Below are 18172 nucleotides of genomic sequence, written 5' to 3' on the forward strand. Positions count from 1 at the left end.
CGACACTGTGTAGAAATGTTACCCCGGTCACACTGATGAGCTTTGTTTAAACCCCGTGTTGAGAAAATTTAAAATGGTGGTTTATAACGTTCGCTATTGCGATAAAAATTGAGATCTGTTGCACCATGAGTGACCGCTGGCATGCAGAACGTCTGGAGCTCATCACCCTCAACGATACGGTAGTGTCGTTCAGCCGTCTTTTTGCCAATACGGTGCGCTACCATCACTGGCATCAGTGTTTAGAAGTGTTGTATGTCGAGGAAGGGTTTGGCGTGGTGATTGTGGATAATCGCCAGTACACCATGCGCCCCGGCAGGCTCTTTTTTTTCCCGCCGTTTACGCTGCATAAAGTGATGGTTGATGAACAGGCGCAGAACAGCTACCGGCGAACCATCATTCATGTCGACCAGCATGCGGTACTGAAGCTGTTTCGTGATTTTCCGCATAATCAGCGGCGATTACAGCGTCTTTCCGCGCGCGGTGGCGCAGCCGTGGTGATGGATGCTGCGGCCATTCATGCGCACATCGACCATCTGTTCAGCGACTACGCCCGGATGGCGACGCTGGCACGGCTGACCGCTGAGCAGGTCGCCTGCCTGCTGCTCACTTTGCTCAATATGCTACCTGAAGAGCAGGAAACGATGCCGGAAACGCAGACCGGCATCGCCACACCGGTGATGTTCTGGCTGGAGGAGAATTATCAGCGCAAGTTTAGTCTGAATCAGCTGGCTGCCGACCTTGGAAAGTCACGCAGTTATGTTTCCCGTCGTTTCCATTTCGAAACCGGCGAGCCTGTCCACCAGTACTTAAACACGTTGCGCTTACGAAAAGCCTGCGAACTGCTGTTACACAGCACCCGCAGCATTCGCGACATTGCCAGCGAAAGCGGCTTTTCCGATGTGACCTACTTTATCAGCGCCTTTAAAAAGGGGATTGGCGAGACGCCGTTGCGCTATCGCAAGAATCACACCCCGGCCAGCTAACATACGCCCGGTCAGCCCTGTGGGGTGGCCAGGCTTGTCACGTTCCGCCGTGACTTACCAGCCGCAGACGTTGGTCTCTTCGTCGGACTCATAGCCACGCACGATGTTGATCAAGTCCTTCACGGCATCAGCAGCAAAGGTTGGATCGTTCAGCTTTGCCAGGCTGAGCTGGTCTTTATCAACAGAAACGCCGTTGTTTTTGTTTGTCACGGTCAGCACAAAACCTTTTTCACTTTCGCTTTTATCTGTCAGCTGTTCCAGGAGCGCGTTGACCGCCCCGACGGCAACATCGGGCACATACAGCGCCATCGGCTTCAACCAGATTTTTTCATGGGTTTCGCCATTACTGCGGTTGGTTACGGCTAAGGCATAGCCCAGATTTTCAGTGGTCATTTTTTTCTCCCTCATCCTTCAATCAAAATTTTGGGATCAACCCAAAAATCGACGTTAAACACCGTATCGTCCGTCAGGGCTTCGATGCGATGCCAGACTTCTGCCGGGAAAACACCGAACTGCCCGGCTTCGATTGTTAATGTTTCAACAGGCTCCGGGCTGGTCTCATCGGCATAACCGTAGTACCGAATCGTGCCCTGCATCACGCTCAGGCGCGGAAAAACGCCCTGACGGGTGCCTGCATCAAGATGACGTTGCCAGATGGAGGCCGGAGCTGTTTCGTTTGTCCATAAGGGTGTGGTGCGGACGTGTACATAATTCGTAGGTATAACAATGCGTTGCATGTTTCATCCTCGTAGGAATGTGTGTCGGGAGAAACGTTATGTTGCAAACAAAATACTACTTTAAGCAGATAATGGGAACGACAAAAGGCTTAGTACAACAAGAGGGGTAGAGAGGAGGTAGAACGGAATAAGTCATTAGTCAGGCGATAATGCTGGCGAAAATGTATCGCCAGCATTCAACGTCTGTTACCGTTTTTGCAGGGCTTCCCACAGGCCAAGCAGATAGGTCACGCCCAGTGCCCGATCGTATAAGCCATAGCCCGGACGGCCAGTTTCTCCCCAGATAAAACGCCCGTGATCGGGGCGGATATAACCATCAAAACCATTGTCATGCAGCGACTGCATTACTTTGTACATGTCTAACGAACCGTATTGTGATGGGTGAGCGCACTCATAAAAATCTTTATCTTTGATGAGCTTAATATTGCGTACATGGGCAAAATGGATGCGCTTACGACGGCTAAACTCCGCGAGGATTTCATAGACGTTGTTGTCAGGATCCTCGGCGATGGAGCCGGTACAAAGGGTGATCCCATTGGCGGGTGAATCCACGGCATTGCACAGCCAGTCCAGATCCTGACGATTTTTCACTACCCGCGGCAGGCCGAAGATGGAGTACGGCGGATCGTCCGGGTGGATTGCCATTTTGACTCCGACCTCTTCACAGACTGGAATAACCGCTTTCAGGAAGTAGACCAGGTTTTCACGCAGCTTCGCATCATCCACCGCCTTATAGCTGGCGAATAACTCCTGCACCTGAGCCAGTCGTTCAGGCTCCCATCCTGGCAGCGCAAATCCGTTGGCGTTGCTCAGCACTTCACTGACCACCTCTTCCAGGCTCTTGTCGATATCTTTCTTTTCAAAAGCCATCGTCACTGAACCATCCGGCAGAACATAGTTCATGTCGGTTTTCATCCAGTCGAAGACCGGCATGAAGTTGTAGCAAATGACTTTTACGCCATACTGCGCCAGGTTACGGATGGTTTGCTTGTAGTTTTCGATGTAGCGGTCGCGGCTGGGCAGGCCAATTTTGATGTCATCGTGGATATTCACGCTTTCAATGACTTCCATTTTCAGCCCGGCTGCATGCGCCTGATTCACCAGTGCTTCAATTTTATCAACGGGCCACAACTCACCTGGCGGTACATCGTAAAGCGCACCGACAACCCCTTCCACACCCGGCACCTGCCGGATGTACTCAAGGGACACTTTGTCTTCTTTTGGCCCAAACCACCGCATTGTCATCCGCATACAACAACCTCGATTCGAATTTGTTAACATCCACTACCATACTAGTAGCTACTGACTGCTACAGTAATCCCCTGCGCGCCATTAATCAATATATTCCTCAAACAAATAATAATCGGTGAATAAAATGAGATTGATATTAATTTTCAGTTAATAAACAAAAGAAACTTGAGACAAAACCAGGATATTAAATCTTGACGTGGTTCACATTATTAAAAATCAATCTTGTATGGTAGTAGACTATCATTTTTATCGGTATACCGTAAAAAAGATTGAAGGTAATTGGTTCATTAAAAAACCGCACACGGAAAATTCAGGAGCAGGTAGAAAATGTCACTGATTAATGAGGACTTTATGCTTACCAGCAAGGCTGGTCAGACACTCTACAAGCGCTACGCAAAGCATCAACCTATTATTGATTATCATTGTCATCTGGAAGCCAGAGACATTTTTGAGAATAAACCTTTTCGCGATATTACCCAGCTTTGGCTTGAAGGCGATCACTATAAATGGCGTGCCATGCGGGCAAATGGTATTCATGAGAAATATATTACTGGTGACGCTTCCTCAGAAGAAAAATTTGAAGCCTGGGCAAAAACCGTAGAATCAAGTTTTGGTAATCCGCTGTATCACTGGACTCACCTTGAACTTGCCAGCTATTTCTCTCTCCATCAGCCGCTGAGTCATAAAAACTGGCGGGACGTGATGACGGCGTGTAATGAACAGATCGCCGGACGCGATTTTTTACCCAGAGCATTAATAACGCGCTCAAACGTGGCGGTGATTTGCACTACCGATAAACCCCTGGATGATTTGAAATATCACAAGCTATTACAACAGGAAGAGGGATTTAATACCCGCGTCCTGCCGACGTTTCGCCCGGATGAACTGTTTGATGCCGATCCGACACGCTTTGCTCACTTCCTCTTTCAGTTAGGGAGTGCGACAGGGACAACCATCCGTAACCTGGCCTCGTTCGTCGCCGCGATCGCCGCGAGGATTGACTATTTCCATCAGGTCGGCTGTCGGATCTCCGATCACGGCCCGCTGGAGATGACTTACTGCCCGGTAACGCCCGCGCAGGCAGAAGCCCTTTTCCAGTCCCGAATGGCGGAGCGTGAACTCACACCTGATGAGATGCAGGCGTGGAACAGCATGATCTTTGTCGAACTCGCCGCGCTCTATCAGCAGAAAGCCTGGGCGATGCAAATACATTTTGGCGCCATCCGTAATAATAATTCCCGCCAGTATCGGGAGATTGGAATAAACAGTGGTTTCGATTCTGTTGCCGACCAGGTAAATCTGGCGGCCCATCTTAATGGGCTGCTTAATGCGATGGCAGAAAATAACGGGCTGCCAAAAACCATTATTTACAACCTTAACGCAGGTTATAACGACATCGTGGCGTCCACCCTGGCGAATTTCCAGAGTGGAGAGGAGGGTATTAAATCCCCTATGCAATTTGGCTCCGGCTGGTGGTTTAACGACACGCATCGCGGCATGGTAAATCAACTCACTACCCTTGCCGATCAAGGTTTGTTGGCTAATTTCATTGGCATGCTGACCGACTCACGTAGTTTCGTCTCTTATCCCCGCCACGATTATTTTCGACGCATACTTTGCAACCTTATTGGTGGCTGGGTAGATCGCGGGGAAGTCCCGGAAGACATGGATATTTTATCAAGGATGGTAAAAGGGATTTGTTGTGATAACGCCCGCGCTTATTTCAATTTTTAATTTATCCATTCACGAGATAAAAATATGAAGCGTTCAGAAAGAAAAATCACTATCCCCGTCAGTATTGGTTACGGCCTTACTGATATTATGGGAGGCGGCGCCTTTACAGTTATTGGCGCATGGCTGTTATTTTATTACACCACCTTCGTGGGGCTGTCGCCTCTGGAAGCGGCATCCATTGTGGCGATCGCACGTATCGTAGACGCCATTATCAGCCTCTTTATGGGCTCTTTTACCGACCACTTCTATAAAAATGCCCTCGGGAAGCGATTTGGCCGCCGCCGTTTCTTCTTGCTGATTGGCTCCCCCTTAATGCTGGTTTATGCCCTGCTGTGGCTCAACGGGATGAACTACTGGTTCTATCTGAGCGTCTATCTGGCGTTTGAGATCATTGCGGCGATGGTGCTTATCCCCTGGGAAACCCTGCCATCCGAAATGACCAAAGACTTTAACGCCAGAACCAAGCTTTCAACCGGACGCATGTTTTTATCGGCCACTGGGACCTTCCTTGCCACCTTTATTCCGGGGCTGCTGATTGGTTACCTGGGTGAAAAGAGTGCTGAAGCCTACCTGATTAACGGTATCGTCTTCGCCGTAGCCTTTATGGTTTGTGTCCTGATCTCGTGGAAAGTTACCTGGGAGCGTGAATTAACGCCTGAAATGCTGGCGGAACTGGAAAACGAGCGCTCGGCATCACGGGTGAATATTCTGGGGTTGTTCAAAGATTATCTTTCTACGCTGAAAGTGCGCGCCTTTCGTAAACATCTGGCGATTTATCTGCTCTCTTTTACCGCAAAAGATATCTATAACACCGTTTTTGTTTTCTTCTGTGTTTACTGCCTGCAGGTCTCCTCTGCGTTTGCAGGCAGCCTGCTCTCAATGAGTATTATTGGTCTTCCCGTGACCCTGGTCGCTGGCTTTGCCATCATTAAGTTTGGCCCATCAAAACTGTATGTCTTCGCCTACAGCCTGATGATGCTCTGCCTGGGCGGCATTTTGCTGATTTACCTCTTCCCGACGGCGCAGAAAGCACTTTTACTCATTATTCTTGCCGGTCTGTATCAGGTGGGTCGCTGCGTTCTGGAATTCACGCCGTGGAATGTGTTTCCGTTCATTCCTGATATTGATGAGATGATCACCCGCCAGCGTCGTGAAGGGCTGTTCGCTGCGGTGATGACCTTCTCACGTAAGACAACGGTCGCTATCGCCACTTTTGTTGTCGGTTTCATTTTACAGGAAGGCGGTTTTGTTAAAGGCAGCCAGATTCAGCCGCCGGAAGCGGTACAAACCATCGCGATGACGCTGTTTATCGGCACCGCAGGTTTACTTGTCCTCGCCCTGTGGCAGGCGCTGACCTTCCATCTGAACAAACAGACGCACAAAATCTTTGTTGATGAAGTGGAGAGACTGAAAAATCAGGGTTCGCGTCTGGCGGTGACGCCTGAAACACGCCGGGTTGTGGAAGATCTGACCGGCATGCATTACGAGCAACTGTGGCCGGAAGTGGAAGCGGATAAAGTGAACGCGCCGCGTGCCCCACATCCATTAACCGATTAATGAGTAATAAAAACGCTTCAGGTTTGACGGCCTGAAGCGTTTGTCAGGATCAGGCTTCGATATCCGCCCTGTCCCCTTTCTCCTGCAGCCAGTTACGGCGATCCTCAGAGCGTTTTTTCGCTAACAGCATATCCATCGTCGCATTGGTCTGCTGCTCATCTTCATCGCTGATAATCAGCTGCACCAGACGACGCGTATTAGGATCCAGTGTGGTTTCGCGCAGTTGCAGAGGGTTCATCTCGCCGAGTCCTTTGAAGCGCTGAACGTTCGGTTTACCCTTCTTACGCTTCAGTTGCTCCAGCACACCGGTTTTCTCTTCTTCCGTTAACGCGTAGTAAACCTCTTTACCCAGATCGATACGGTAGAGCGGCGGCAGGGCGACATACACATGGCCGTTTTTCACCAGCGTGCGGAAGTGCTTCACAAAGAGCGCGCACAACAGCGTGGCAATGTGCAGACCATCGGAGTCGGCATCCGCCAGGATGCAAATTTTCCCGTAGCGCAGCTGGCTCAAATCCTCACTGTCAGGATCCATACCGATCGCCACGGAAATATCATGCACCTCCTGAGAGGCCAGGACTTCATCGGATGAGACTTCCCAGGTGTTAAGGATCTTGCCCTTAAGCGGCATGATCGCCTGATATTCACGGTCGCGCGCCTGCTTGGCAGAACCGCCCGCCGAATCCCCTTCCACAAGGAAAAGCTCGGTGCGATTCAGATCCTGCGCGGTACAGTCCGCCAGTTTTCCGGGTAAGGCTGGCCCACTGGTCAGCTTTTTACGAATGACCTTTTTGGCTGCACGCATCCGGCGCTGTGCGCTGGAAATCGCCATTTCAGCCAGCATTTCTGCTGCCTGCACATTCTGATTAAGCCAGAGACTGAATGCGTCTTTCACCACGCCGGACACAAAGGCAGCGCACTGACGCGAGGATAAACGTTCTTTGGTTTGACCGGCGAACTGCGGGTCCTGCATTTTCACTGACAGCACGTACGCACAGCGGTCCCAGATATCCTCAGCCGACAGTTTCACGCCGCGCGGCAGAATATTTCGGTACTCGCAGAATTCACGCATGGCATCGAGCAGCCCCTGACGCAGACCGTTGACGTGCGTACCGCCCTGCATGGTGGGGATGAGGTTGACGTAGCTTTCCGTCAGCAGCTCACCGCCTTCCGGCAACCACAGCAGCGCCCAGTCCACGGCTTCCGTCTCGGCGGCAAAATTACCGACAAAGGGTTTTTCCGGAAGCGTTGGCAGGCCGTTAACGGTCTCCATCAGATAGTCGGTAAGACCATCCTGATAGCACCAGCGTTGTTCGGTATTGTTCACTTCATCTTTGAACGTGATCTCAACGCCCGGGCAGAGTACCGCCTTGGCTTTGAGCAGGTGCGAAAGACGTGAAACAGAAAAACGCGGACTATCGAAGAACTGTTCATCCGGCCAGAAATGAACGCTGGTCCCCGTGTTACGTTTTGCGCAGCTACCGACGACGTTCAGATCCTGAACTTTATCGCCATTTTCGAAGGCAATGTTATAGATTTGCCCGTCACGTTTGACGTTAACTTCAACGCGACGTGAAAGCGCATTCACAACCGAGATGCCCACACCGTGGAGACCACCGGAGAACTGGTAATTTTTGTTTGAGAACTTGCCGCCTGCATGCAAACGACACAGGATCAGCTCGACCGCAGGCACGCCCTCTTCAGGGTGAATGTCCACGGGCATACCGCGCCCGTCATCAATGACTTCCAGAGACTGATCGGCGTGCAGAATGACATCAACACGCTTCGCGTGGCCTGCCAGCGCTTCATCCACGCTGTTATCAATGACTTCCTGACCAAGATGGTTAGGGCGGGTGGTATCGGTATACATCCCCGGACGGCGGCGAACCGGCTCAAGCCCGGTGAGTACCTCTATGGCATCAGCGTTATAGGATTGCGTCATGGTTTGTTCGTAGATAGTGATCGGGTCGTTTCCCTGGCGGCTCAACGAAGCCCAAGGAAGTCGACAATCTGTGTGAAATGATTCTCAAAGCCCACAAAAGCATGATTACCGCCTTCTTCTACCGTCTGGCGGCACGCATCGTAGTAGTCGACGGCCTGACGGTAATCCAGCACTTCATCGCCCGTTTGTTGCAGAAGCCAGAGCAAGTCCGGTGCTTCCAGAGGGTCAACCTGCATCACTTTGAGATCGTAAATATGGCGTGACTCTAGCACATATTGCTGCCCCGTGTAGGGGTTCTCGTTATGACCAAGAAAATCGGCCAGTAACTCGAACGGACGAACCGCCGGATTCACCACAACGGCAGGCAGGGTAAAGCATTGCGAAAGCCAGGTCGCGTAGTAACCGCCTAAGGACGATCCCACGATGCCAAGCGGCTGCCCACCGTTCTCCAGCACCAGCAACTCCAGTAGTTCTGCGGCTTCGGCCGGATAGGGCGGTAACTGCGGCACGACAACATTAATATCAGGGTGATGGCGTGCCAGCCACTCTCTCAGACAGGTCGCTTTCGCAGAGCGCGGTGAGCTATTAAAACCATGCAGATATAAGAGGGTGGCCATCAGTAGCCTTCTGACGCGGTATCGGGGCTGAATCGGGCACTTTGCAAGCGGCAGACTTCCGTATGCATACTGCCGTCGGCGTGTAACTCAAGCCAACGCCATCCAGGGGCGATAGTATCCAGCGTGAAGTTGGCGCAGTGGGGCTTAAACTGAACGCAGGTCGAAGGCGTTGCCAGCATCCGGCGGCCATTCCAGTTGAGATCCAGCTCCTGGTGAATATGCCCACACAACATGTTCTTCACGTTGGGGTAGCGCACCAGTACGTTATCCAGCTCGGCGGCATTGCGCAAACTGTGCTGATCGAGCCAGCTACATCCGGAAGGCAAAGGGTGATGGTGCAGCAGCAGCAACGTATAACGCTCGCCGGCATCCGTCAGCTTTTTCTCCAGCCAGTCGAGCTGAAATTCGCTGAGTTCGCCATGCGGAACGCCAAACACCTGGCTGTCCAGCAAAAGAATTTGCCAGTGCTCACCCACAAACACGCGTTTAGCCGGCGAAATGCCCGCCTCGTGGAGGGCGTTGTACATGGCAGGCTGGAAATCATGATTACCAGGTAGCCAAACGCAGGGTACGCCAAACCTTGCGATGCCTTCAGCGAAGTGCTGATAAGCCGCAGCCGTTTGATCCTGCGCCAGGTCGCCCGTGGCGACGATTAAATCGCAGTGACGCTGCTGAGCCTGAATGGCATCCAGTACGGCCTGATAGCTTTCCCAGGTATTCACCCCTAACAACGTGTCGTGCTTTTCGGCAAACAAATGAGTATCAGTAATTTGTAATATCCTGACACTGGACTCATCCGCCAGATTCAGGTTTAACAGGCTTTCCAAATGGTGTCCTTAGGTTTCACTACGCTAACAAACCGGAATCGCCATTGCTCCATGTGCTAGACAGTAACGTAGCCAGTCGGCCAGAAACTGATTAATTTGATGCTTTTCGTCGCGTTGATGCAACTTTTTATTCGGGTAATCATAACGCGCCTTGAAGCGAAAGATCTGCTGACTCGAACACACTTCGGCCACCATAGCGTCATGATATAGACGCACCGTCATTGATGGCAGGCTCCAGTAGCTAATTGCCGGCACGGTTTGTTTGATCTCCACAAGCGTAGTGTAGCGGGTGGACTCTATTATCGTTAACCGGTATTGCGCATTCGTCACCTGATAGCTCACCGTTTCGCCTGCCTCGTCGTTACGTGGCAACAGGCGACGCAACTGGGCGAAGTTGGTTTCGCACAGGCGCATCATTTCTGGGAAGTCAGGTGTATAACGCTTCATTTTTTCCACTCTTTTCGTAAGTTCTCATAATGCAGTTGCAGCCATTGCAATGCGATGACAGACGCTGCGTTGTCGATTTTCCCCTCTTCTACCCACTGGTAAGCCTGTTCCCGGCTTACCACATGAACACGAATATCTTCGTTTTCATCCACCAGACCGTGAATACCTTCGGCCTGCGTGGCGTCCACTTCGCCAACTAGTAAAGATAAGCGCTCGCTGGTCCCGCCAGGGCTTGCAAGATAGCTCATAAACGTCTTCACGCGGCCGACGTCTAGTCCTGCTTCTTCTTGCGCTTCCCGACGGGCCACATCCTCAACGGTTTCGCCCTCTTCAATCATTCCGGCGACCAGTTCAAGCAGCCAGGGGCTGTCGCTGGTGTCATACGCCGCAATACGAATCTGTTCAATCAGCACCACTTCGTCACGCACTGGGTCAAAGGGTAGCAAGACTGAAGCATGACCGCGCTCAAAAATTTCACGTTGCACTTCGCCGCTCATTTCACCATTAAATAAACGGTGGCGAAAACGATAGCGCTCAAGCGAAAAAAAACCGCTGTAGAGCGTTTCCCGTGCAATAATTTCTACATCATTTTTAGTGAAAGTCACTGTGGATGCTGTCGGCTTATTCATGCGGGTATCCTGTTCGTAATAAAGGTGAATTCGTGGATTTCAAGCCTGTTTAACTGTCGTTTCAAGCGCTATATGATAGATTGGTGCGAATTTACGCCGGATGGCACGTAACGCCAATCTTAAGCGATGGCAGTCTCTGTTAGAATCGGCGATTATTTCTGAATTAAGATCAGCGCTATTCATGCTTCACAACAAGGAATGCAAATGAAGAAATTGCTCCCCATCCTTATCGGCCTGAGCCTGACGGGTTTCAGCGCTATGAGCCAGGCAGAGAACCTGTTACAGGTATATCAGCAGGCGCGTACAAGCAACCCGGATCTGCGTAAATCTGGCGCAGATCGCGATGCTGCTTTCGAGAAAATTAACGAAGCACGCAGCCCGTTACTGCCACAACTGGGTTTGGGTGCAGATTACACTTATGGCAATGGTTATCGCGATAGCAATGGCATTAATTCAAATGCGACAAGTGCTTCTTTGCAGCTCACACAGACTATCTTTGATATGTCCAAATGGCGTGCCCTGACGTTACAAGAAAAATCCGCGGGCATCCAGGATGTGACTTATCAGACCGATCAACAAACCCTGATCCTCAATACCGCGACAGCCTACTTTAACGTTCTGAGCGCGATTGATTCCTTGTCTTATACCGAAGCGCAAAAACAAGCTATTTATCGTCAGTTAGACCAAACGACACAGCGCTTTAATGTGGGTCTGGTTGCCATTACCGACGTACAAAACGCGCGTTCTCAGTACGATACCGTGTTGGCAAATGAAGTCACCGCGCGCAACAATCTGGACAATGCCGTTGAGTCACTGCGTCAGGTCACCGGTAATTATTATCCACAACTGGCGTCACTGAACGTCGATGGTTTCAAAACAGATAAACCGAAAGCCGTTAATACCCTGTTGAAAGATGCAGAATCCCGCAACCTCTCTTTATTGCAGGCGCGTCTGACCCAGGATCTGGCGCGTGAGCAAATTCGTCAGGCGCAGGATGGTCATCTGCCGACCCTGGATTTGACGGCATCAACCAGCGTGTCTAATACCAAATATAATGGTTCCGCCACCAGCGGGGCTAATTCTCAGGCCTATCAGGATCGAAATATCGGTCAGAACTCTGTTGGTCTCAGTTTCTCCCTGCCGTTGTATCAGGGCGGTATGGTGAACTCACAGGTTAAGCAAGCGCAGTACAATTTTGTCGGTGCCAGCGAGCAGCTTGAAAGCGCACACCGCAGCGTGGTGCAGACCGTTCGCTCCTCGTATAACAACCTCAACGCTTCCATCAGTAGTATCAACGCTTACAAACAAGCCGTTGTCTCTGCACAAAGCTCCCTGGATGCGATGGAAGCCGGGTACTCCGTGGGTACACGTACAATCGTGGACGTTCTGGATGCCACCACCACCCTGTACAATGCGAAGCAGCAGCTCTCCAGCGCTCGTTATAACTACCTGATTAACCAGTTGAATATCAAATCAGCGCTGGGTACGTTAAATGAGCAGGACCTGGTGGCGTTGAACAATACCCTGGGTAAAGCCATCTCCACGACCCCGGAAAGCGTAGCGCCGGAAAATCCTGAACAGGATGCGCGCGTGAACGATATGTCGAATGGCAATCAGGCGCCCTTTACACAAGCCGCGTCTGCACGTTCGACCCGCTAAGTCATTGATACTTTAAATCGGGGGCACACAGCCCCCGTTTTTACGTAAGGCAACGTAAAGATCCCCCCTCCCGGCCCGCATCCTGCTTCATTTTCAGCCATTCATCCTCTATCCTGACCTTTTATACATACCTTTGGGTGTCGGAAGACAAATATGAAACGGACAAAGAGCATTAATCATGCAGTGTTTCGCAAAAGCTGGAGCGCGCGTCACCTTACGCCAGTTGCGCTGGCGGTGACCGCCGTCTTTATGCTGGCCGGCTGCGAGCAGAATGATGAAACAGTATCTATGTATCAAAACGCCGACGACTGCTCTGCCGCGAATCCGGGTAAGAGCGCCGAATGTACGGCGACGTATAACAATGCGCTGAAAGAAGCTGAGCGCACCGCACCGAAATACGCCTCACGCGAAGACTGTGTTGCTGAATTTGGTGAAGGTCAGTGTCAGCAGGCTCCTGCGCAGGCAGGCGTTGCGCCTGAGAATCAGGCACAGGCACAGCAGTCCGGCGGTAGCTTCTGGATGCCGCTGATGGCAGGCTACATGATGGGCCGTATGATGGGCGGTGGCGCGGGTTTCGCGCAGCAGCCTCTGTTCAGCTCTCGTAACCCTGCAAGCCCGGCCTACGGTCAGTACACCGATGCGGGCGGCAAGAGCTATGGCGCGGCTCAGCCGGGTCGTTCCACTACCGTATCGAAAACCGCCATGGCACCGAAACCGGCGACCACCTCTACCGTTACCCGCGGTGGGTTTGGTGAATCTGTTGCGAAACAAAATACCATGCAACGCAGCAGCGCCAGCGGTTCGTCAACTCGCTCAATGGGCGGCTGATCAGAATGGAAAGAATCAGCGTTACGGAACGCCCGAACTGGCGCGAGAAAGCCACCGAATTCGGTTTTAATTTTCACACCATGTATGGCGAACCTTACTGGTGTGAAGATGCTTACTACAAGCTCACCCTTGCTCAGGTTGAGAAGCTGGAAGACGTTACGGCTGAGTTACATCAGATGTGCCTGAAGGTGGTGGAAAAGGTCATTGACAGCGATGAACTGCTGGCCAAATTCCGCATCCCTAAACACACCTGGGCATTCGTGCGTCAGTCCTGGAAAACGCATCAGCCCTCCTTATATTCCCGTCTCGATCTGGCGTGGGATGGCACGGGTGAACCTAAGCTTCTGGAAAACAACGCCGACACGCCAACGTCACTGTATGAAGCGGCTTTCTTCCAGTGGATTTGGCTGGAAGACCAGGCCAATGCCGGTCAGTTACCGGAAGGCAGCGACCAGTTCAACAGTCTTCAGGAAAAGCTCATCGAGCGTTTTGGCCAACTGCGCGAGCAGTATGGCTTTAATCTGCTGCATTTTGCCTGCTGCCGCGACACGGTCGAAGATCGTGGCACCGTACAGTACCTGCAGGATTGTGCAGCCGAGGCCGATATCGCCACAGAATTTCTTTATATCGAAGATATCGGGCTTGGCGAAAAAGGCCAGTTTTCAGATTTGCAGGATCAGGTCATCAGCAATCTGTTCAAGCTCTATCCCTGGGAATATATGCTGCGTGAGGTCTTCTCGACCAAACTGGAAGATGCTGGCGTACGCTGGCTCGAACCAGCGTGGAAGAGCATTATCTCTAACAAAGCCCTGCTGCCGATGTTATGGGAGATGTTCCCCGATCATCCGAACCTGCTCCCGGCTTATTTTGCGGAAGATGCACACCCGGAGATGGAAAAATATGTCATCAAACCGATCTTCTCTCGTGAAGGGGCAAATGTCTCCATTATTGAAAACGGCAAGACCGTAGAAGAGGTGGAAGGCCCGTATGGCGAAGAAGGGATGATTGTGCAGCAGTTCTGCCAGCTTCCCAAATTTGGCGACAGCTACGTGCTGATTGGCAGTTGGCTGATTAACGATCAGCCCGCCGGCATTGGCATTCGCGAAGATCGGGCGTTGATCACTCAGGATCTCTCCCGTTTCTACCCGCATATCTTTGTGGAATAAGATAGCCCTGAAGGGTGAAGGCGCGCCTTCACAGGCATCGGAATAAAGCCCGTTGAACTTGCGCCATCGGGCTTTATTTTATTATCCAACCTGTACTGACAGCATACTCAGGCTGCCCATTTCAATCCCATCCACTGGAACGGAAATTGGCTCTTCCCCATCCCATGCGCCCAGCACATACAGTAACGGCAGGAAATGCTCCGGCGTCGGATTAGAAAGCGAGCCGCCTTCATGCTCCTTGTAATTCACCAGCGGATGCTCTTCAGCCGGACCTTTCCACGCCAGGTTCTCTTTAACAAAATCATTGAAAGCGCTCGCCCACGGATAGGGGGAACTTTCGCCATGCCAGCGTGCCGTGCGCAGGTTATGCACCACGTTACCACTTGCCACCAGCATAATGCCTTCGTCACGCAGGACCGCCAGCTTACGGCCAAGTTCCAGGTGCCAGACCGCAGGTCTGGTGCTATCAATACTCAGTTGCACCATGGGAATATCTGCGTTCGGGTACATCTTTATCAGTACTCCCCAGGAGCCGTGATCAAAGCCCCAGGCTTCTTTATCAAGCCCTACCGGGACAGGGGCAAGTAGCTCAACCAGGCGTTGAGCAAGAGCCGGAGAGCCTGGTGCAGGATAGTGAGTGTCATACAGCGCTTGTGGGAAACCACCAAAATCATGGATAGTTTTTGGCGCTTCCATCGCCGTGACGCCGGTACCGCGTGTAAACCAGTGCGCGGAGACCACCACGATGGCCTTTGGACGCGGTAGCCTGTCGCCAAGGTGTGCCCAGGCGCGGGTATACACATTATCCTCCAGCACGTTCATCGGGCTGCCGTGGCCCAAAAACAGTGCTGGCATACGCGGTGCAGACATGATGATATCCTTACTGTGTGTATCAATATAATGAGCTCACATTACGCTCTTTTATCAGACGATGAACTCAGATAAGCATGATGAAGATGTTCAGAATTTTTGAATGTAAGGATTACGTAAAGGTGGCCGGGCGGCCTCGCTTTGATATCCATTAATACTTAGCATTAATGAGAATCGTTATCATAAGGAGTGATACATGTCAGCACCGCTGATTCTGACGCTACTTGCTGGCGCTGCAACGTTCATCGGCGCCATTCTGGGCGTGATGGGCCAGAAACCGTCAAACCGCGTACTGGCGTTTTCATTGGGATTTGCAGCTGGGATCATGCTACTTATCTCACTCATGGAGATGCTACCCGCTGCGCTCGCCACGCCTGGCATGTCGCCGCTGCTTGGCTATGGCATGTTTGTCGTGGGCTTACTGGGCTATTTTGCGCTCGATCGCCTGTTACCACATGCACACCCGCAGGATCTGGTGCAGGAGTCTGGAGAGGCAAGTCCTGCGCCGCGTAATATTCAGCGCACCGCCATACTATTGACGCTGGGCATCAGCCTGCACAACTTCCCGGAAGGTATTGCCACATTCGTCACGGCCAGTAACGACCTGGAGCTGGGGTTTGGTATCGCGCTGGCCGTTGCATTACACAATATTCCTGAAGGACTTGCGGTGGCAGGCCCGGTCTATGCTGCGACAGGATCAAAGCGTACGGCCGTCTTCTGGGCCGGAATATCGGGGCTTGCGGAAATACTGGGTGGCGTGTTGGCCTGGCTGATTCTGGGAAGCCTCTTCTCACCAGTCATGATGGCCGCCATCATGGCGGCGGTCGCAGGCATAATGATAGCGCTCTCGGTGGATGAACTGATGCCGCTGGCAAAAGAGATAGACCCGAACAATAACCCAAGCTACGGTGTGTTGTGCGGGATGTCTGTTATGGGACTTAGCCTGGTAGCCTTACAGGCAATGGGGTTCGGTTAACGAAGAGGGCGTTGCTCGTCAGAAGCGGGCAACGTCTTCGGGTTTTGACTCAACGCGATCCGCCTGCAGGTGCTGAATGAGCTCAAGCGCCCGCTGATAGCCTTCCTGAAGCGCATCACGATCCTGACGATAGGCGCGACAGTTCCGCTTCAGACAGAGGATATGCGCAAACATCACAAAAACGACGACAAAAAACCGCACCAGTAAATCAGCATCTTCCCTCCTCCTGGCCTCGTAAAATGGAATGCGTCCGTCATTCAGCACGGACTACCACTTTATAAGTAGCGCACGGTTCTATCCATTAGCGAGATCAACAAAGGGGAGGAAAGCAATGATTCAGGCAGGCGCAAAACGCAGATATAAAAAATCCGAAGCCAGTTTCCTGACTTCGGATGGGGCGCACGGACTACCGCTTAGCTGGCTTTACGCTCATGCTCCTGGCGATAGGCAATCAGATCTTCGATAGTAACCACGGCCATATTGTGCTGGCGAGCAAAGGCAATACACTCAGGAGCACGGCCCATTGAGCCGTCATCGTTGGTCAGTTCACACAGCACGCCTGCTGGCCTGAAACCAGCCAGCGTGACCAGATCGATAGTCGCTTCAGTATGACCACCCCGGGTCAATACGCCGCCCGGCTGCGCGCGCAGTGGGAAGACGTGACCAGGACGGTTAAGGTCAGAAGGTTTTGCATCATCGGCAATGGCTGCGCGCACGGTGGTCAGGCGGTCAGCCGCGGAAACACCGGTGCTCACACCCTCAGCCGCTTCGATGGTCACGGTAAAGCCGGTGCCATAAGCGCTGGTGTTGTTTTCAACCATCATTGGCAGGTCGAGTTGCTTACGACGATCTTCGGTCAGACAGAGGCATACGATGCCGCTACCGTGGCGAATCGTCAGCGCCATTTGTTCTACGGTCATCGTTTCAGCGGCAAAAATCATGTCGCCTTCATTCTCACGATTCTCATCGTCGAGGACCATAACACCGCGACCTTCGCGCAGTGCAGTTAATGCATTTTCAATACGTTCGAATGGCGTGCCAAAAGAAGAAAGCAGCGTCTGATTCATGGTAAAAGACCTCAATAAAGTTATGGTTACCAGAATCAGGGCAGTCTTAGGAGTATAAAAAAATAACGCGAGCGGGCCTCCAGGCCCTACTGACTCGTTACTCTCTCCCATCCGGACTCTAACCGTCGGCCCCGGAATTTCACCGGATCTGCTGACCTTCAAAGTTGCCTCTGAAGCGCTCGCGGGCTTTCAACCTGTCCTTGATCTTTCACGTCGCTGCTGCGTTGGCTTCCTTCACTCATTCCAGTCACATAGTTGGTTATGTTCCTGGAATTCGCTCAGTTGCCGCCTTGCCGCAACGCGAAATCTATTCGACATCGCTGATTTACCGCCGGTGGGGAATTTCGCCCCGCCCTGAGAATAAGCGCGATAACTATAACGCTAATGATTTCCTACGGCAACGCATAACCTTCATACAAATCTGGTTTATCGACACCGGATATCAAACTACAATAAATGTCAGAACCTATCCGAACAGGGAACCCAAAATGATTGACCCGAAGAAAATTGAACAGATTGCGCGTCAGGTTCACGAATCCATGCCGAAAGGTATTCGTGAGTTCGGGGAAGATGTGGAAAAGAAAATCCGCCAGACCTTACAGTCCCAGCTAACGCGTCTGGACCTGGTCAGCAGGGAAGAGTTTGACGTACAAACTCAGGTGCTGCTGCGCACCCGTGAAAAGCTGGCGCTGCTTGAACAACGGCTGAACGATCTTGAGGGCCGTAGCACCACGGCAGAAGTAAAACCGGCTCCGGCCATTCCTCCGGTTGATTCACCAGACACTCAACCCTAATCCATCACTGCCTGCTTTAATGCCCTGGCGTCCTGCCCTATATAAATATTTGTAGGGGGACGCTCTGGCTATCTATGATATTATCCAC

19 protein-coding genes are annotated in these 18172 nt (G+C 51.9%); 8 read left to right on the forward strand and 11 right to left on the reverse strand.

The genetic code is table 11. The features are described from left to right. Positions 1–125: 125 nt before the first annotated feature. Positions 126–983, forward strand: a complete 858-nt coding sequence (locus tag M1D91_RS19710; RefSeq protein ID WP_437432443.1) for a helix-turn-helix transcriptional regulator — start codon at positions 126–128, stop codon at positions 981–983. A 54-nt stretch (positions 984–1037) separates the two neighbouring features. Here the strand turns inward: M1D91_RS19710 and M1D91_RS19715 are convergent, their stop codons facing one another. The 3 genes from M1D91_RS19715 to uxuA all read right to left on the reverse strand — a co-directional run bounded on the left by M1D91_RS19715 (position 1038) and on the right by uxuA (position 2971). Then, a complete protein-coding gene (locus M1D91_RS19715) occupies positions 1038–1376 on the reverse strand; it encodes a DUF1869 domain-containing protein (protein ID WP_437432442.1) in 339 nt (112 codons plus the stop codon). 11 nt (positions 1377–1387) lie between these two features. Beyond that, positions 1388–1720, reverse strand: coding sequence for a DUF1971 domain-containing protein (locus tag M1D91_RS19720; protein ID WP_437432441.1), 333 nt, complete (start codon positions 1718–1720; stop codon positions 1388–1390). Between the two features lie 186 nt (positions 1721–1906). Continuing rightward, a complete protein-coding gene (uxuA, locus tag M1D91_RS19725) occupies positions 1907–2971 on the reverse strand; it encodes a mannonate dehydratase (RefSeq protein WP_437432440.1) in 1065 nt (354 codons plus the stop codon). Positions 2972–3298: 327 nt separating this feature from the next. On the opposite strand from uxuA, the gene uxaC reads away from it, so the two are divergent. After that, positions 3299–4705, forward strand: coding sequence for a glucuronate isomerase (gene uxaC / locus M1D91_RS19730; RefSeq protein ID WP_437432439.1), 1407 nt, complete (start codon positions 3299–3301; stop codon positions 4703–4705). A 24-nt stretch (positions 4706–4729) separates the two neighbouring features. Further along, positions 4730–6262 (forward strand): MFS transporter, encoded by a 1533-nt coding sequence (locus tag M1D91_RS19735; protein WP_437432438.1) that lies wholly within the window; start codon positions 4730–4732, stop codon positions 6260–6262. A 49-nt stretch (positions 6263–6311) separates the two neighbouring features. On the opposite strand, the gene parE is transcribed toward M1D91_RS19735, so the two are convergent. From parE to nudF, 5 genes are read right to left on the reverse strand one after another with little or no spacing between them, the layout of a single operon-like run. After that, positions 6312–8204 carry a DNA topoisomerase IV subunit B gene (parE, locus tag M1D91_RS19740; protein WP_437432437.1) on the reverse strand — a complete coding sequence of 631 codons (1893 nt, stop codon included), beginning with the start codon at positions 8202–8204 and terminating at the stop codon, positions 6312–6314. 41 nt (positions 8205–8245) lie between these two features. Continuing rightward, complete coding sequence (gene yqiA, locus M1D91_RS19745; protein WP_437432436.1) at positions 8246–8821, reverse strand: esterase YqiA; 576 nt, start codon at positions 8819–8821, stop codon at positions 8246–8248. Continuing rightward, entirely contained in the window at positions 8821–9648 is an 828-nt protein-coding gene (gene cpdA, locus M1D91_RS19750) for a 3',5'-cyclic-AMP phosphodiesterase (protein WP_437432435.1), read from the reverse strand. Before cpdA ends, yqiA begins: the two co-directional genes overlap by 1 nt. A 24-nt stretch (positions 9649–9672) precedes the next feature. After that, the gene (locus tag M1D91_RS19755) at positions 9673–10095 is read right to left on the reverse strand and encodes a DUF1249 family protein (RefSeq protein WP_437432434.1); all 423 of its coding nucleotides are present in this window, start codon (positions 10093–10095) and stop codon (positions 9673–9675) included. Then, positions 10092–10724, reverse strand: coding sequence for an ADP-ribose diphosphatase (nudF, locus tag M1D91_RS19760; RefSeq protein ID WP_437432433.1), 633 nt, complete (start codon positions 10722–10724; stop codon positions 10092–10094). Before nudF ends, M1D91_RS19755 begins: the two co-directional genes overlap by 4 nt. Positions 10725–10922: 198 nt before the next feature. On the opposite strand from nudF, the gene tolC reads away from it, so the two are divergent. The 3 genes from tolC (at position 10923) to M1D91_RS19775 (ending at position 14377) form a co-directional block, all read left to right on the forward strand. Next, positions 10923–12383, forward strand: a complete 1461-nt coding sequence (gene tolC, locus M1D91_RS19765) for an outer membrane channel protein TolC (RefSeq protein ID WP_437432432.1) — start codon at positions 10923–10925, stop codon at positions 12381–12383. 153 nt (positions 12384–12536) lie between these two features. After that, positions 12537–13211, forward strand: a complete 675-nt coding sequence (locus M1D91_RS19770) for a DUF1190 family protein (RefSeq protein WP_437432431.1) — start codon at positions 12537–12539, stop codon at positions 13209–13211. Positions 13212–13216: 5 nt separating this feature from the next. After that, entirely contained in the window at positions 13217–14377 is a 1161-nt protein-coding gene (locus M1D91_RS19775; RefSeq protein WP_437432430.1) for a glutathionylspermidine synthase family protein, read from the forward strand. Between the two features lie 81 nt (positions 14378–14458). Here M1D91_RS19775 and ygiD read toward each other — a convergent pair whose 3' ends face one another. Continuing rightward, a complete protein-coding gene (ygiD, locus tag M1D91_RS19780; protein WP_437432429.1) occupies positions 14459–15247 on the reverse strand; it encodes a 4,5-DOPA-extradiol-dioxygenase in 789 nt (262 codons plus the stop codon). 196 nt (positions 15248–15443) lie between these two features. Here ygiD and zupT point away from each other — a divergent pair, with 196 nt between their 5' ends. Continuing rightward, entirely contained in the window at positions 15444–16223 is a 780-nt protein-coding gene (gene zupT / locus M1D91_RS19785) for a zinc transporter ZupT (RefSeq protein ID WP_437432428.1), read from the forward strand. An 18-nt stretch (positions 16224–16241) separates the two neighbouring features. Here the strand turns inward: zupT and M1D91_RS19790 are convergent, their stop codons facing one another. Both M1D91_RS19790 and ribB read right to left on the reverse strand, forming a co-directional pair. Further along, positions 16242–16487: a hypothetical protein gene (locus M1D91_RS19790; RefSeq protein ID WP_437432427.1), complete on the reverse strand. Its 246-nt coding sequence runs from the start codon at positions 16485–16487 to the stop codon at positions 16242–16244. 149 nt (positions 16488–16636) lie between these two features. Continuing rightward, positions 16637–17290 (reverse strand): 3,4-dihydroxy-2-butanone-4-phosphate synthase, encoded by a 654-nt coding sequence (gene ribB, locus M1D91_RS19795; protein ID WP_437432426.1) that lies wholly within the window; start codon positions 17288–17290, stop codon positions 16637–16639. A gap of 488 nt (positions 17291–17778) precedes the next feature. Between ribB and ubiK the strand changes: the two genes are divergently transcribed. Further along, a complete protein-coding gene (ubiK, locus tag M1D91_RS19800; RefSeq protein WP_437432425.1) occupies positions 17779–18084 on the forward strand; it encodes a ubiquinone biosynthesis accessory factor UbiK in 306 nt (101 codons plus the stop codon). Positions 18085–18172: the final 88 nt, after the last annotated feature.

Source organism: Enterobacter sp. SA197, from assembly GCF_054131575.1.

Excerpts from the sequence above, each read along its gene's own strand:
- ribB (WP_437432426.1), bottom strand. The coding sequence starts at position 17,290 with ATGAATCAGACGCTGCTTTCTTCTTTTGGCACGCCATTCGAACGTATT.
- M1D91_RS19720 (WP_437432441.1), bottom strand. The coding sequence starts at position 1,720 with ATGCAACGCATTGTTATACCTACGAATTATGTACACGTCCGCACCACA.
- M1D91_RS19770 (WP_437432431.1), top strand. The coding sequence starts at position 12,537 with ATGAAACGGACAAAGAGCATTAATCATGCAGTGTTTCGCAAAAGCTGG.
- parE (WP_437432437.1), bottom strand. The coding sequence starts at position 8,204 with ATGACGCAATCCTATAACGCTGATGCCATAGAGGTACTCACCGGGCTT.
- uxaC (WP_437432439.1), top strand. The coding sequence starts at position 3,299 with ATGTCACTGATTAATGAGGACTTTATGCTTACCAGCAAGGCTGGTCAG.
- ygiD (WP_437432429.1), bottom strand. The coding sequence starts at position 15,247 with ATGTCTGCACCGCGTATGCCAGCACTGTTTTTGGGCCACGGCAGCCCG.
- nudF (WP_437432433.1), bottom strand. The coding sequence starts at position 10,724 with ATGAATAAGCCGACAGCATCCACAGTGACTTTCACTAAAAATGATGTA.
- M1D91_RS19715 (WP_437432442.1), bottom strand. The coding sequence starts at position 1,376 with ATGACCACTGAAAATCTGGGCTATGCCTTAGCCGTAACCAACCGCAGT.
- zupT (WP_437432428.1), top strand. The coding sequence starts at position 15,444 with ATGTCAGCACCGCTGATTCTGACGCTACTTGCTGGCGCTGCAACGTTC.
- yqiA (WP_437432436.1), bottom strand. The coding sequence starts at position 8,821 with ATGGCCACCCTCTTATATCTGCATGGTTTTAATAGCTCACCGCGCTCT.
- ubiK (WP_437432425.1), top strand. The coding sequence starts at position 17,779 with ATGATTGACCCGAAGAAAATTGAACAGATTGCGCGTCAGGTTCACGAA.
- tolC (WP_437432432.1), top strand. The coding sequence starts at position 10,923 with ATGCAAATGAAGAAATTGCTCCCCATCCTTATCGGCCTGAGCCTGACG.
- M1D91_RS19735 (WP_437432438.1), top strand. The coding sequence starts at position 4,730 with ATGAAGCGTTCAGAAAGAAAAATCACTATCCCCGTCAGTATTGGTTAC.
- M1D91_RS19755 (WP_437432434.1), bottom strand. The coding sequence starts at position 10,095 with ATGAAGCGTTATACACCTGACTTCCCAGAAATGATGCGCCTGTGCGAA.
- uxuA (WP_437432440.1), bottom strand. The coding sequence starts at position 2,971 with ATGCGGATGACAATGCGGTGGTTTGGGCCAAAAGAAGACAAAGTGTCC.
- M1D91_RS19710 (WP_437432443.1), top strand. The coding sequence starts at position 126 with ATGAGTGACCGCTGGCATGCAGAACGTCTGGAGCTCATCACCCTCAAC.
- M1D91_RS19775 (WP_437432430.1), top strand. The coding sequence starts at position 13,217 with ATGGAAAGAATCAGCGTTACGGAACGCCCGAACTGGCGCGAGAAAGCC.